Source organism: Collinsella aerofaciens (assembly GCF_039062365.1).
Taxonomy (GTDB): Bacteria; Actinomycetota; Coriobacteriia; order Coriobacteriales; family Coriobacteriaceae; genus Collinsella.
Map to the genome: position 1 here is coordinate 26,960 of NZ_JBCJBI010000013.1, position 14,116 is coordinate 41,075.

Here is a 14,116-nt window from a genome sequence, read left to right on the forward strand (position 1 = left end):
AACTTTTGACAAAAAAAGGGGACGTGGAAACCACGTCCCCTTAGCATAGGCTCGAAAATCTTATCGAGCAACAATCACAACATGGCGATCAGGATCAGAGCCCTCAGAATGCGTGTCGACAGCATCGTTACCACGAAGAGCAATATGAACCAGTCGACGCTCATAAGCATTCATGGGCGGCAGGGAAACACTCTTATGAGTGCGAATAGCACGCTCGGCAGCAGACTGAGCCATGGAGGCAACCTTGTCCTGACGGCGGCTCTTGTATCCCTCGACGTCCACTACAACCGGATACCTAAAGCCAAGCTTGCGGCTCACCAGCAAAGAGAACATAACCTGAAGGGCATCAAGGGTGCGACCATGACGGCCAATGAGAACAGCAAGATCGGGAGCCGTAACATCCAGAATCAGCTCATCCTCGTCACCCTCATACTCATCGATAGGAGAGTTGGCGGCATCGAAGTGCGAAAGGATGGAACGCAGGATGGAAATCGCAACATCGGCAATGGTGTCGAGCTCCTCATCGGTCAGCTCTTCACCAGCCTTGTAGCGCTGTGCAATCTCGGGATAATCGCCCGCGACCTGCGGGGCAACCTCCTCAAGCATATCCTCGATGATCTCTTCAGACATAACGTACTCCAAAAGTTAGGTACCTAAATAAGATTGATATCCCACTACTTCTTCTTGTGCGGGCGCGGCTTCTTCTCTCGACGAGTGACCTCAACCTGCAGCGGCGCGTTCTTAAGACGCTCCTCCTCATCGGCCTTGGCCTTCTCGATAACCTTCTGCGTCACAAAAATCTGCTGGATAACCTGCCAAGCAGACGAGACGTCGTAGTACAGCAGAACACCAACGGGAAGGCTCCAGCCCATCCAAAGCATCATGACCGTCATGACAACAGCCATCATACGCATGCTCTGAGCCTGCTGGCCGGTCTGGTTGCGCGACATATAGAGCTGCGGAATCAGGGTCAGGACGGCGAACAGAATCAGGCAGACCAGCGCAGGCAGCGCAACCATAAAGCCATCGGCAAAGGAAGCGCTCGGCGTGGTGGTCAGGTCGGGCAGGATGTTGAAGAACGAGAACGTGCCGTCGTTAAAGTACTGCGGCAGGTTACGCAGCAGCGTAAACAGGGCAAACAGGACAGGCATCTGGATCAACAGCGGCAGACAACCAGCCATGGGGTTGAACTTGTTCTCGCTGTAGAACTTCTGCATCTCCTCGGCCTGACGCTGAGGATCGTCGGCATAGCGCTCCTGGATCTCGAGCATCTTGGGCTGCAGCACCTGCATGCGAGCCGTCGACTTGGTCGACTTGAGCATAAGCGGCGTCAGCAGCAGACGGATGATGACCACCAGGATGATGATGGACAGGCCCCAGTCGACCGCAAAGGTCTGGATGAGCTTGAGCAGCTCGAAAAGGATGTTAACGATCCAATCCCACATGTAAGTTTTCCTCCGATAGCGAGTGCCCGCTAGGGCACAGGGTCATAACCGCCGACGTGCAGGGGATTGCAGCGAGCGATGCGCCTCACGGCAAGCCAGCAGCCTCTCAAAACACCGTACTTCTCAATCGCCTGGACGGCGTATTGCGAGCACGTTGGGTAATAAATGCAGGCGTCAGGCAATAAGGGCGAAATAACCTGTTGATATATGCGAATAGGAGCGATGGCAACACGTCGCAAAACGTGATTGCTCATCGCTCCTCCCCGGCAACGCCGGCGCGTTTCACAAGCGAACGCAATGCCTTGTCCATCTCCTGCGGCGAGGAAACCCTCGTCTTGGGAGTTGCGAACAAGATGATGTCATAACCCGCAACGGGAAATCCGCAGCTGCGGGCGGCCTCGCGCATCACACGCTTAGAACGGTTGCGCACAACTGCACAACCGAGCCGTTTAGCACCAACGAAGGCGACCCTTCCGGAGTCGCCTTCGCCAACCGATTCACATATGGTCATTCGAATCAGAGGGTGATTGAAACGACGCCCCTGACTGAACACATGCTCGAAATCTTGCCGAGACTTAATAGTCTTCATGCGAGATGTGTGTATCGCTGCTAGACAGTGAGACGCTTGCGGCCCTTGGCGCGGCGACGGGCGAGCACGGCACGACCACCCTTGGTGGCCATACGGGCACGGAAGCCATGGGTCTTGGCACGCTTACGCTTATTAGGCTGATACGTACGCTTCATCTTAAGTTCCTCCTGCTGCATTTCGAGTGTCCGCGGGAGCGCGGACGCAGATATAGACACGTGAGCTTGAAGATTGTAGGGAAATCAATGTTCAAATGTCAAGAAATCAAAGGTAAAAGGTCGCGCAGTTCACACGGTTCCCCCATAAGCCGAGTTCGATTTAGCGGTGCATGGCAACTTTTCACGATATTTCATCGAGTTTTCAACAGGTCATGTTGGCAATGTTGAGAACTTTTCGTCCGTTTTCCAAAGTTTTCAACAGGTTTTGAAAGTTTGTCGAAAGATGAGAAACATTGCACGGTGAGCTACTATTTGTTCGAAACCTTTTGGAAGATTGCGAGCGGCATGTCTGACGACTTTTACACCATGGTCGATTCCGGAGACCCGGCACCCGACAACGAGCACATCACCGGCGTGCGCGAAGAGCGTGACGAAGGTGAACAGACGACAACGCAGGCGCCAAAAGCCATGTACGCCGCGCGCATCGCCGTCTATGACGACATGCTGTCGACACCGCGTGTGATCGTCATTGATCCGCAAGATGTCCGCACGTATTTGGAAGAGACGACCAACACCGTCTACCAGTGCATGAAAGAACAAGGCGGCCATATCTCGCTCATGGTCATCCGCGAGATTGTCGAAAACTTTATCCACGCGCACTTTGCCGAGCCCATCATCTCGATTCTGGACGGCGGAGACACCATCCGCTTTGCCGATCAGGGACCCGGCATCGACGACAAGGAACGCGCTTTCGACTTTGGCGTTACCAGTGCAAACAGCAAGATGAAGCGCTATATCCGTGGAACCGGAGCAGGGTTTCCCATGGTGCAGGAGTATTTGGAAAACGCCGGCGGTGCCGTATCCATCGAGGACAACATGGGCAACGGCACCGTGGTTACGGTAAGTCTGAACCCCAAGCGCGTGCAGGAAATCGAGCGTGCCGGCGGACGCGGTGCTGCCGTGCGGCCCGAGACGGAGCAGCCAACATATCCCCTGCCGGGAGCTTTTGCACAGCAGCCCATGGCAACGCAGCAGATGCAGCCCCCCGTGGGGCAGATGCAGCAGCCCGGAATGTTTCCTACACAAGAGCCCCAGGCGGCATCGATGTCGATGCCGCCAAACACGCCAGAGGCCATGCCGCTGGCGGATCAGGAAGCAGCAGCAATGCAGCAGGCGACGGGGGCACCGGGTGGCCAGCAAATGGGCTATCAGCCGTACCAACAGGGATATCCATATCAGCAGATGCCACCACTGGGGTATGGCCAGCAGTTCCTGCAGCAGTACCAGCAGGGATATCAGCAGCCGTACCAGCAGATGCCGCAGCAGCAGTACAACCCCTGGGCTCAGCAGGTGCCTCCGCAGCCTTACCAACAGTGGCCTCAAAGTTTTCAACAGCAAATGCCGCCGGTGCAGAGTTCTCAACAACCAGCAGCTCAAATGATGTATCCTAATGCAGCAAATCAGTATGCGCAGCCACAACCGGACGTGTTCGTAAGCGATCGCGGCAACGCCGCGCTGGGCTATCTGGCGCAAAATCAAGCGTGCGGTGCAACCGATCTGGCGAGGGCGTTTGGAAACTCGGCCCCCACTTGGTCACGCACGCTCAATGACTTGGCGCAGGCCGGCTTGGTCATCAAGCATGGCCAGAAATACCATCTGACCGAACTCGGCGCCGCTCGCGTGCGAGCTCAGAGCTAAAGAACGGGAGAGACAGTGGACGAGGAAGCAAGCATCATCCTGGGGGATGCCATCGCCTTTTGCCAGCGCGACGGCCAAGATGCACGCCTCATCAACATGCTGGGGCAATCGCGCGCCATAAGCCTGACCGAAGATACGCTCACGATCGAGGCCCCCTCGCGCTTTGCCATCGCGCAGCTCAAAAAGCATCAGCCGACTATTGAGGCCTATCTGGAAGAAATCGCCTTTGCACCGATTGCGCTCGACATCGTGGCACCGCAAGGCGCCGCGACGGAATCCGCTGCCGCGACGGCGCCCGCCACGGCTCCTGCTGCTTCCCCGGCGGTGCCGGCCTCCGCAGGCGACGTGCCGACAATCGAGCACCAGCACGGCGATGTTTCCCGTGAAACCATGACACCGTTGCCGACCGCGGCGGCGACGTCAACGAACGCACCCGTCACGCACATGCCCATCGCTCACGACGCAGCGGCGGGCGCGGATTCGGGCATTGCAATCAAGAACACGCTCTCGGCCGATGATTTTCGTCGCATGATGAACCAGATGAAGGGCGGAGCGCCGACTAAATCCACGCAAGCTGCGACCCCCACTTCGCCCATGCCAGCACCGACCGTGCCGGCCGAGCAGAATACGGATGGAGCCCCGCTCGCCGCGAACTCAAAATTTACCTTTGAAAACTTTGTCTACGGCCCCGAGAACAGCCATGCCTATCGCTCGGCACTCAAGTTTGCCGCCCTCGCGGACGAGCGCGGCACATGCACTTCACTGTTCATCTACGGCAAATCGGGCCTGGGCAAGACGCACCTGCTGCTTGCCATCAAAAACGAGCTCGCCGAGAAGTCGCCCGAGATCAAGGTCAAGTATGCCAACTCCCAGGCATATCTGGACGACCTGATGACTGAGTTCGACCGCCAAAAGAAGAGCAACGCCCCCATCATGCAGGCGTACCACGGCGTGGACGTGCTCATCATCGATGACATCCAAAACATCATCGGCAAGCGCGCGAGCGTGGACTACTTTTTCCAGCTCATGGACGAGTTCATCCGCAACAACAAGAAGGTCGTCATCGCGGCAGACCGCGCCCCCAAGGACCTGAGCATGGACGAGCGTCTGACCAGCCGCTTTAACGCCGGCATGCTCTGCCTGGTCGCAGAGCCCAGCTACGAGATGAAATACAAGATCTTGCAGCGCTATTACGAGAACACCATCGTCGCCGCTCCCGAGGCAGGCGACGACTCACTGCTGGCGGCCTATGGGGGCGACGGCGGGCACCTGACCGATGAGCACTTTAAGCACATGGCAGAGGTGTCGGGCACCAACATCCGCGAACTCGAGAGCTTCTGCGAGCGCTGCGCCGGCGAGGCGGGCGACCGCGAGCGCGAGGGCGGGGAGCTCACCTTTGACGATATCGACGCCATCGCCAGCCAGTACTTCGACACATCGGCCAAAAAGATCAACGTCCAGACGGTTCAGTCCGTCATCGAAGAGCAGTACGGCGTGACGCACGAGGAGCTCATCGGCCCGCGTCGCAACGCCAATATCGCAAAAGCACGCCATATCGCTATCTACCTGGCCATCGAGATGTGCGAGATGACGACCACGGCGGTGGGCGCCGAATTTGGCAACCGCAACCACTCGACCGTCAGTACGAGCTACAAAAAGGTCCAGAAGATGATCCAGGAAGACCGCACCGTCACCGAAGACCTCAAGTCGCTGCGCGATAAAATTACACTGCGCTCGTAGGGAAATAGAGACACCTGTTGAAAACTTGTCGAAACCACGGGCATAAGGTGTCTAAAACCCAACCCGCGGTGATGAAAAGTTTTGCGCAGGTTTTGAACGTGGAAAACCACCCCTGTTGCACACAGGTTGCTGTCGATTCTCTTTTTGGGTCTGACCTGCGTCTTTGGGAGTAATCAACAGTTTCGTCAGTGCTATTACTATTATTAAGATATTTATATCTATAGAAAGGTATTAAAAGATGAAGTTCACCGTCAGCCAGAGCTCGCTTACACAAGCCATCGGCGTCGTTATGAAGGGCGTCGCTTCGGCATCCACCCTTCCCATCCTGTCGGGCGTGCTCGTCAAGGCGCAAGACGGCATCTTGGAATTCCAGACCTCTAACTACACCATCTCGATCCGTCATCGCATCGCGGCGCATGTCGAAGAAGAGGGCGAGATGGTTATCCCCTGTAAGATGCTCTCCAATATCACCAAGACCCTCCCCGATGCCCCGGTCACCTTTGAGCTGTCCGAGCGCCAGGTGCTGATTGGTTGCGAGAAGAGCTCTTTCCGCCTGAACACGCTCGATGCCAATGACTTCCCCGAGTTTCCGGCATACGCCATCGAGAGTGCCGTGGAGCTGCCGACCGATATCTTGTCCGAAATGGTCGGCCGCGTATGGCGCGTAACCTCGACTGACAAGGCTCGTCCCATCCTGGGCGGCGTGCACATGAAGGTCGAGAACAACACCGTACGCCTGGTGGCGACCGATTCCTTCCGCTTGGCCGTGTGCGATACGCAGGTCGAGACCTCGACCCTCGAGGGTTCCTTTGAACTCAACGTTCCGGCTGACGCCTTTAACGACGCACTGAACATCATGGCCAGCCAGGCGACCATCATGATCGGGGCTACCGACACCCAGGTCGTCTTCGAGGCCGGCAACACCACCTACGTGTCGCGCCGCATCGAGGGCGTGTACCCCAACTACAAGCAGCTCATCCCCGATTCGTGCGTGACGAGCGTCAAGATCGACGTCGCCGCCTTTAACGCCGCCCTCAAGCGCGTGGCCGTTATCGCGAGCGCCAATCCCGCCGTCAAGTTCGAGATCGATGTCGAGAACGGGCAGATGGGCCTGTCCTCCATTTCCAATGACCAGGACCTTGCACAGGAGACGATCGATGTCGAGGCCGAGGGCGAGTCGGGTACCATCGCCTTCAACTACCACTACATCTTCGGCTGCCTCAATGCCCTGTCCAAGGAGAAGGAGATCACGCTGGAGCTCAAGAGCTACTCGCAGGCGGGCATCTTCAAGTCCTACGACAAGATCAACTACCTGTACCTGGTCATGCCGGTCCGCATCTAGCGTTGCGCCATGACCATGTTCGCCCGCGATCTTTCCGTCGCGCACTACCGCAGCTTCGATAACTATCGTCTTGCCCTGGACGAGGGCGTGACGATACTTGCGGGACCCAACGCGGCGGGAAAGACCAATCTCATAGAGGCGCTGCAGCTGCTGACGAGCGGCGCCTCGTTTAGGCATCCGACCGCAGCCGAGCTCGTCCATGACGGCGTGGGCTCGTGCAAGGTCGAGCTGAGGCTCGAGGGCGACGGCCGCGTGCTTGATATGGGATTGAGCGCGGAGGACGGTAAGCGCTCGTTTAGCCGCAACGGCAAGAGATGCTCTGCCGCCGGTGTGCGCGGGGTTCTGCCGAGCGTGCTGTTTTGCCCTGACCATCTGGACATGGTTAAGCGAGGCGCCAGCGTGCGCCGCGCCGCCCTCGATGACTTTGGCATGCAACTGAGCGCACGCTATGCCGATCTTGCGAGCACCTATGGGCGCTGCGTGACCCAGCGTAACGCCTTGCTCAAGGAGACCTGGTGCTGCCGTGAGATGCTCGGCGCGTGGAACGATTCGATTGCCCGCGCGGGCGCGGCTCTGCTCGTGCACCGGTTGGCCCTGCTCGACCGGCTGGCGGGCCATGTGCGTACTGCCTACGGGCAAGTGGCGTCCGGTGAAGCCGCCAACGTGTCCTATGCGTCCACGCTGGGGGATTTGCCCCAGGTCGAGGATCGCGAAGAGCTGAAGGGCTGGGCGTACGAGCGCATGCTGGCCGCCCTTGATGAGCACGCCGACGAGGAAATTCGCCGCGGCGTGACGTTGGTGGGACCGCATCGCGACGAGATTGAATTTACCGTGGCGGGTCGCTCCGCTCGTTCATTTGCCAGCCAAGGACAGCAGCGAACGTTGGTACTGTCCTGGAAGGTGGCCGAGGTGGCCGTGGCTCGCGATGTTCTGGGTACTGCTCCGCTGTTGCTTCTGGACGACGTGATGAGCGAGCTCGACGGCGAGCGCCGCGGTGCTTTTCTGCGGCTGATCGGCGATGATATCCAAACGGTCATAACCACGACCAACCTGGGATACTTTACCGATGACCTGCTTGATCGAGCCAAGGTGGTGAGCATGGGTGAGGCGTGCTAATTACGAGCGCGAGAGCGAGACGGTCGCCTTCAGTGGGTTTTTGAACGCAGAGCGCCAGCGCATCCTGGCGTCGGCGACGCCTGAGCGCCGTGCGCAGATGGAGGCTGCCGAGGAGTCGCGCGCGGTCTATCGCGCGTGGAACGCGGTGTGCTCGGGCACGCGCGAGGGACGGCATGTGACGGGGCTGCGCTACCTGCCCGAGTCCAATGAGCTGCTGGTATATCTCGATTCGCCCTCGTGGACGCAGGAAATGACGCTGTTGCGCGAGATCATCCGCGCGCGCATGGAGCGCGCCGGTGCGCATGTGGACGGCCTGGTGTTCAAAACCACCGCACCCGGCCACATGCCGCCCGCCGCCAAGGAGCGCCTGCGCCCGGCGACGACCGAGCGCCCGCCGGCCCCGCACGCCGACCTAAGTGAGGCCGAGCGCACCGAGATTGAGCGCCAAGTGGCGCCCATCGAAGACCAAAAACTGCGCGAGGCCCTCGAGAATGCCATGAGAGCCAGTGCCGAGTGGGCCAAGGGCGTGCAAAGCAAAAAAGAGCCTTAAATCGCATCTGGTGGCCTTGTAGAGCCAAATACCCTCGTTCCCGAGGGTATTTTTTTACGATAAACTAGTAAGGCTGTACACATTTTCTTGACTGAAGGAGGACGTGTGGCAAACGAAAACGATTACGATGGCGGCGAGATTAAGATTCTCGAAGGTCTCGAGGCCGTTCGTAAGCGCCCGGGCATGTATATCGGCTCGACGAGCGCCAGCGGTCTGCATCACCTGGTGTGGGAGATCGTTGACAACTCCGTCGACGAGGCCATGGCCGGTTTCTGCACCGAGATCCAGGTGACGGTCCACGCCGACAACTCCATCACGGTCGTCGACAACGGGCGCGGTATCCCCGTCGACGAGCACCCTGTTAAAAAGATCCCGACGCTCGAGGTCGTCATGACGATCTTGCACGCCGGCGGTAAGTTCGATAACTCGGCCTATAAGGTCTCGGGCGGCCTGCACGGCGTGGGCATCTCCGTCGTCAACGCACTGTCCAAGCGCGTGGTCGTTCAGGTTCGTCGCGATGGCAACACCTACGAGATGGAGTTCTCGCGCGGCAAGACCGTCAAGAAGATGGAGGTCGTGGGCACCTCGGATTCGACGGGCACCACCGTCACCTTCTGGCCCGACGATGAGATCTTCGAGACCTGCATCTACGATTTCGATACGCTGCATAACCGTCTGCAGGAGACGGCGTTCCTCAATAAGAACCTCAAGATCGTGTTGACCGACGAGCGCGAGACGACTCCCCATGTGGAGGAGTTTTGCTACGAGGGCGGCATCATCGACTTCGTCAAGTTCCTCAACGAGGGCAAGGACGTCCCCGAGGCCTTTAAGGAGCCCATCTACATCGAGGGCAAATCGGACCCGGACGCGCCTGTGACCAAGATGGGCGAGGTCGAGGTTTCCCTGCAGTGGAATAGCGGCTACGGCGAGAACGTCATGTCGTTTGCCAACGACATCTACACCCCCGAGGGCGGCATGCACCTCGAGGGCTTCCGCACGGCGCTCACCCGCGTGATCAACGATTACGCTCGCAAGCAGAACCTGCTCAAGGAAAAGGACGCCAACCTGACCGGCGACGATGTGCGAGAGGGCCTTTCGGCTGTCATCTCGGTCAAACTGCCCGACCCGCAGTTTGAGGGCCAGACCAAGGCCAAGCTCGGTAGCTCCTATATGCGAGCGCTGACGCTCAAGATCGTGACCGACGGCCTCGCCGATTACTTGGAGGAGCATCCTAAGCCCGCCCGCGAGATTGTCAAGAAGGCCCAGCAAGCCTGCAAGGCCCGCAACGCCGCCCGCAAGGCGCGTGAGGCGACGCGTCGCAAGAGCCTGCTCGAGACGGCGTCTCTGCCCGGCAAGCTCGCCGACTGCTCGGTACGCGATGCCGAGCTCACCGAGCTCTTCATCGTAGAGGGCGACTCGGCAGGCGGTTCGGCCAAGGACGGCCGTCGCCGAGACATCCAGGCGATTCTGCCCCTGCGAGGCAAGATTTTGAACGTCGAACGCGTTGGTGACCATCGCGCATTCTCGAGTGACACCATCCAGTCGCTGATTACCGCGATCGGCTGCGGCGTCACGACGAGTGCCGGCGACGGCGGCGACTTTGATATCACCAAGGCGCGCTACCACAAGATCATCATCATGACCGATGCAGACGTCGACGGTGCGCATATCCGCATCCTGCTGCTGACGTTCTTCTACAAGTACATGCGTCCGCTGATCGATGCCGGCTACGTCTATGTTGCCTGCCCGCCCATCTTTGGCATTAAGGTGCGCAACAAGATCCACTACGTGTATCCCAACGGCCGCCAGCCCGAAGACGAGATTTTGCGCGACACCATCCAGAGCCTGGGCCTGAACCCCGACGATAACGACGAGGACGGCAAGGCCAAGGACGGCAAGATCACCAAAAAGCGCAAGGGCTATACCGTCCAGCGCTACAAGGGCCTGGGCGAGATGGACCCCAAACAGCTTGCCTCGACGACGATGGACCCAAAGACCCGCATTCTGCAGCGTGTGTCGATCGAGGACGCCGTGGTGGCGGACCGCGCCGTGCGCGAGCTGATGGGTTCCGAGGTCGGCTATCGCCGCGAGTACATCGAGAAGCACGCCCATGATGCGCGCTTCCTTGACGCTTAAGAGGAGGTAACGTGGCAGACGATATCAACAATAACGAGGGTATGGACGAGGCCGGCGATGCCGGTATGCCCGATGATCTGAAGCGCCTGCTTGCCCGTGCTGAGCAGGGCGAGGACGGCGACCCGGACGCCTATAACCCCGATGCCGATGATGATGATGAGGAAGAAGACGACGCCGAGCTCGAGGAGAGCTTTGGCGAAGTCGACCGTGGCGCCTCGGCCGGCGAGGATATCAACGGCGGTCAGCTCCAGATTTCGGAGTTCGGCCGCGAGATGAAGCAGTCGTTCATCGAGTATTCGATGTCGGTCATCACGGCGCGCGCCCTGCCGGACGTGCGCGACGGCTTAAAGCCGGTGCACCGCCGCATCCTGTACGCGATGAACGAGAGCGGCATCTACCCCAACCGCCCGCACAAGAAGTCAGCTTGGACGGTCGGCGAAGTTATCGGTAAGTACCACCCGCATGGCGACTTCGCGGTCTATGAGGCCATGGTCCGCCTGGCGCAGTGGTTCTCCATGCGCACGCCGCTCATCGACGGTCACGGCAACTTCGGCAACATCGACGGCGACGGCGCGGCGGCCATGCGTTACACCGAGAGCCGCCTGGCAAAGCCCGCCATGGAACTGTTGCGTGACTTGCAGAAGGATACCGTCGACTGGCAGCCCAACTACGACGAATCGCTCGCCGAGCCCGTGGCGCTGCCTGCGCGCTTCCCCAACCTGCTGGTCAACGGCAGCCAGGGCATCGCCGTCGGCATGGCCACCAACATCGCCCCGCATAACCTCACCGAGGCGATCGAGGCCACCTGCTACCTGATCGACAACCCCGACGCCACCGTCGACGAGCTCATGCAGATCATGCCCGGTCCGGACTTCCCCACCGGCGCCATCATCATGGGCAGCGCCGGCATTAAGCAGGGCTACGAGACCGGCCGCGGCTCCATTACCGTGCGTGCCAAGGCACATGTGGAGTCCACCAAGACCGGCCGCAGCCGCCTGGTCTTTACCGAGATTCCCTACATGGTCAACAAGGGCACCCTGCAGGAGAAGATCGCCCAACTCGTCAACGACAAGCGCATCGAGGGCATCTCGGATATGCGTGATGAGTCAAACCAGAAGGGCATCCGTCTGGTCATCGAGCTCAAGAAGGGCGTCATTCCGCAGGTCGTGCTCAACAATCTGTATAAGTACACCTCGCTGCAGACGACCTTTGGCGCCAACAACCTGGCACTCGTCAACGGCGTGCCCAAATGCCTGAGCCTGCGCGAGATGCTGCAGCACTACATCGACCACCAGGTCGACGTCGTCACCCGCCGCACCCGCTTTGACCTCAAGAAGGCCCAGGCGCGTGCCCATATCCTCGAGGGCTACCTGATGGCTCTCGACCATATCGACGAGGTCATCAGCATCATCCGCTCCTCGCAGACCGATTCCGAGGCCAGCAGTCGCCTGATCGAGCGCTTTGGCTTTACGCCCGAGCAGACTACGGCCATCCTCGAGATGAAGCTGCGCCGCCTGACCGGCCTCGAGCGCGACAAGATTCAGGAAGAGCTGGACGGCTTGCGCCGCGCCATCGCCTACTACGAGGACCTCTTGGCGCACGAGGAGAAGATTCTGGGCGTCATCAAGGAAGAGATGCGCGAGATTTCCAAGAAGTTCGGCGACAAGCGCCGCACCGAGATCAGCCACGTCGAGAAGGATCTGGACGTCGAAGATCTGATTGCCGACGAGGACATGGTCGTGACCATCACCCACACCGGCTACGTCAAGCGCATCCCGGTGGCCGCCTATCGCGCCCAGAAGCGCGGCGGCAAGGGCGTGTCGGGCGTCAACCTTAAAGAGGACGACGTTATCGACGAGATGTTTATCGCGTCCACGCACGAGTACGTGCTGTTCTTCTCGAGCAAGGGCAAGGTCTATCGCCTGAAGGTGCACGAGCTGCCGGTGGGTACGCGCCAGGCGCGCGGTACCGCGATCGTCAACCTGCTGCCTTTCGAGGAGGGCGAGAAGATCGCGAGCGTCATCAGCTGCCGCGAGTTCCCCGCCGACGAGTATCTGATGTTTGCCACCAAGAGCGGCATGGTCAAGAAGACCGTGATGAGCGCCTACGACCGTAGCCGCCGCGACGGCCTGATCGCCATCAACCTGAGGGACGACGACGCGCTGCTCGCTGTACGCCGCGTGCGTGAGGGTGACAAGATCATCATGGCAACCACCGCGGGCAAGGCGATTATGTTCCCCGAGGACCAGGTGCGCGCTACCGGTCGCGATACCAGCGGCGTCCGCGGCATTAGCATGAAGGATGGCGTGAGCGTTCTTGGTATGGAGATTACCAACGGTAACGGCGACCTGTTCGTCATTACCGAGCGCGGCTACGGCAAACGCACGCCGGTCTCGGATTATCCGGAGCAGAACCGCGGCGGTCAGGGTGTCTACACCATCCAGATGACCGAGCGCAAGGGTAACCTCGCAGCCATGAAGACGGTGGGCCCGCAGCATGAGCTGTTCATCGTGACGGAGGGCGCGACGGTCATTCGCGTCAAGACCGACGAGATCAGCCAAACCGGTCGCGCCACTCAGGGCGTCAAGATGATGACTGTCGACGACAACGACCGCATCTGCGCCGTAGCGCGCATGACGGCCGCCAAAGAGAAGCCCGAAGGCGAAGGTGCCGAGGCCGCAGCCGACGCCGAAGAGGCCCCAGTCGACCTAGGCGACGGCAACGACATGCCAGAAGATCTCCTCGACGAGTAAGAGGAACTAGCTGGTAGAAAATATCAGACCCCATATATCGGCGGTCGGCGCACTGCGCGCCGACCGCTTTTTTGACAACCTTGGACCCCGTGCCCGCCGAGCGGGCGAGATGGGTTAGGTTTGTCGCGAGTTCCGCACGCAAAGAAGGCCACTTAATGTGGCCTTCGTCTTGCGCAGGACTGTCCGAGCAGCAAACCTAACCCATCTCGCCCGCTCGGCGGGCACACTCCAAAGTTTTTCAAAAAAGTTGTTGACGCGCGCGTAACGACTCGTCTAATATATCCCTTGCGCGATGGACCTGTAGCTCAGTTGGTTAGAGCGTCCGGCTGATAACCGGGAGGTCACAAGTTCGAATCTTGTCAGGTCCACCACTTTCTTTCGCAATAAACACCCCAGCGAGAGCCGAGTCGCCGCTGGGGTGTTTATTACTTTCTCCGTGGGGGTTTAGCTCAGCTGGGAGAGCGCGGGCTTTGCAAGCCTGAGGTCAGGGGTTCGATCCCCCTAACCTCCACCATGATGGACCTGTAGCTCAGTTGGTTAGAGCGTCCGGCTGATAACCGGGAGGTCACAAGTTCGAATCTTGTCAGGTCCA

12 protein-coding genes and 3 tRNA genes are annotated in these 14,116 nt (G+C 59.4%); 10 read left to right on the forward strand and 5 right to left on the reverse strand.

Annotation, left to right across the window (positions count from 1 at the left end):
• Window positions 1–60 precede the first annotated feature (60 nt).
• From ABCN01_RS07455 to rpmH, 5 genes are read right to left on the reverse strand one after another with little or no spacing between them, the layout of a single operon-like run.
• Window positions 61–630 (reverse strand): Jag family protein, encoded by a 570-nt coding sequence (locus ABCN01_RS07455; protein WP_342996769.1) that lies wholly within the window; start codon window positions 628–630, stop codon window positions 61–63.
• A 44-nt stretch (window positions 631–674) separates the two neighbouring features.
• Window positions 675–1,445, reverse strand: coding sequence for a YidC/Oxa1 family membrane protein insertase (locus ABCN01_RS07460; RefSeq protein ID WP_195444049.1), 771 nt, complete (start codon window positions 1,443–1,445; stop codon window positions 675–677).
• Between the two features lie 29 nt (window positions 1,446–1,474).
• Window positions 1,475–1,699, reverse strand: coding sequence for a membrane protein insertion efficiency factor YidD (yidD, locus tag ABCN01_RS07465; protein WP_022093804.1), 225 nt, complete (start codon window positions 1,697–1,699; stop codon window positions 1,475–1,477).
• On the reverse strand, window positions 1,696–2,034 hold the full coding sequence (rnpA, locus tag ABCN01_RS07470) for a ribonuclease P protein component (RefSeq protein WP_195444047.1): 339 nt from the start codon (window positions 2,032–2,034) through the stop codon (window positions 1,696–1,698). Before rnpA ends, yidD begins: the two co-directional genes overlap by 4 nt.
• 20 nt (window positions 2,035–2,054) lie before the next feature.
• On the reverse strand, window positions 2,055–2,189 hold the full coding sequence (gene rpmH, locus ABCN01_RS07475; RefSeq protein WP_019127408.1) for a 50S ribosomal protein L34: 135 nt from the start codon (window positions 2,187–2,189) through the stop codon (window positions 2,055–2,057).
• Between the two features lie 345 nt (window positions 2,190–2,534).
• On the opposite strand from rpmH, the gene ABCN01_RS07480 reads away from it, so the two are divergent.
• The 10 genes from ABCN01_RS07480 to ABCN01_RS07525 all read left to right on the forward strand — a co-directional run bounded on the left by ABCN01_RS07480 (window position 2,535) and on the right by ABCN01_RS07525 (window position 14,116).
• Entirely contained in the window at window positions 2,535–3,887 is a 1,353-nt protein-coding gene (locus ABCN01_RS07480) for an ATP-binding protein (protein WP_342996770.1), read from the forward strand.
• Window positions 3,888–3,902: 15 nt separating this feature from the next.
• Window positions 3,903–5,627: a DnaA ATPase domain-containing protein gene (locus ABCN01_RS07485; RefSeq protein ID WP_342996771.1), complete on the forward strand. Its 1,725-nt coding sequence runs from the start codon at window positions 3,903–3,905 to the stop codon at window positions 5,625–5,627.
• Window positions 5,628–5,865: 238 nt separating this feature from the next.
• The gene (gene dnaN, locus ABCN01_RS07490) at window positions 5,866–6,969 is read left to right on the forward strand and encodes a DNA polymerase III subunit beta (protein WP_022094338.1); all 1,104 of its coding nucleotides are present in this window, start codon (window positions 5,866–5,868) and stop codon (window positions 6,967–6,969) included.
• 9 nt (window positions 6,970–6,978) lie between these two features.
• On the forward strand, window positions 6,979–8,085 hold the full coding sequence (gene recF, locus ABCN01_RS07495; RefSeq protein WP_342996772.1) for a DNA replication/repair protein RecF: 1,107 nt from the start codon (window positions 6,979–6,981) through the stop codon (window positions 8,083–8,085).
• Window positions 8,072–8,635, forward strand: coding sequence for a DciA family protein (locus ABCN01_RS07500; protein WP_342996773.1), 564 nt, complete (start codon window positions 8,072–8,074; stop codon window positions 8,633–8,635). Before recF ends, ABCN01_RS07500 begins: the two co-directional genes overlap by 14 nt.
• A gap of 105 nt (window positions 8,636–8,740) precedes the next feature.
• Window positions 8,741–10,771, forward strand: coding sequence for a DNA topoisomerase (ATP-hydrolyzing) subunit B (gyrB, locus tag ABCN01_RS07505; protein WP_342996774.1), 2,031 nt, complete (start codon window positions 8,741–8,743; stop codon window positions 10,769–10,771).
• A gap of 41 nt (window positions 10,772–10,812) precedes the next feature.
• Window positions 10,813–13,524, forward strand: coding sequence for a DNA gyrase subunit A (gene gyrA, locus ABCN01_RS07510; RefSeq protein ID WP_342996783.1), 2,712 nt, complete (start codon window positions 10,813–10,815; stop codon window positions 13,522–13,524).
• A gap of 294 nt (window positions 13,525–13,818) precedes the next feature.
• A tRNA-Ile gene (locus tag ABCN01_RS07515) sits at window positions 13,819–13,895 on the forward strand.
• 67 nt (window positions 13,896–13,962) lie between these two features.
• Window positions 13,963–14,038, forward strand: a tRNA-Ala gene (locus ABCN01_RS07520).
• 4 nt (window positions 14,039–14,042) lie between these two features.
• Window positions 14,043–14,116 (forward strand) — tRNA-Ile (locus tag ABCN01_RS07525).

What these genes read in the sequence shown, in the direction of transcription:
- ABCN01_RS07455 (WP_342996769.1), bottom strand. Translation starts at nt 630, where the DNA reads ATGTCTGAAGAGATCATCGAGGATATGCTTGAGGAGGTTGCCCCGCAG.
- ABCN01_RS07460 (WP_195444049.1), bottom strand. Translation starts at nt 1,445, where the DNA reads ATGTGGGATTGGATCGTTAACATCCTTTTCGAGCTGCTCAAGCTCATC.
- yidD (WP_022093804.1), bottom strand. Translation starts at nt 1,699, where the DNA reads ATGAGCAATCACGTTTTGCGACGTGTTGCCATCGCTCCTATTCGCATA.
- rnpA (WP_195444047.1), bottom strand. Translation starts at nt 2,034, where the DNA reads ATGAAGACTATTAAGTCTCGGCAAGATTTCGAGCATGTGTTCAGTCAG.
- rpmH (WP_019127408.1), bottom strand. Translation starts at nt 2,189, where the DNA reads ATGAAGCGTACGTATCAGCCTAATAAGCGTAAGCGTGCCAAGACCCAT.
- ABCN01_RS07480 (WP_342996770.1), top strand. Translation starts at nt 2,535, where the DNA reads ATGTCTGACGACTTTTACACCATGGTCGATTCCGGAGACCCGGCACCC.
- dnaN (WP_022094338.1), top strand. Translation starts at nt 5,866, where the DNA reads ATGAAGTTCACCGTCAGCCAGAGCTCGCTTACACAAGCCATCGGCGTC.
- recF (WP_342996772.1), top strand. Translation starts at nt 6,979, where the DNA reads ATGACCATGTTCGCCCGCGATCTTTCCGTCGCGCACTACCGCAGCTTC.
- gyrA (WP_342996783.1), top strand. Translation starts at nt 10,813, where the DNA reads ATGGACGAGGCCGGCGATGCCGGTATGCCCGATGATCTGAAGCGCCTG.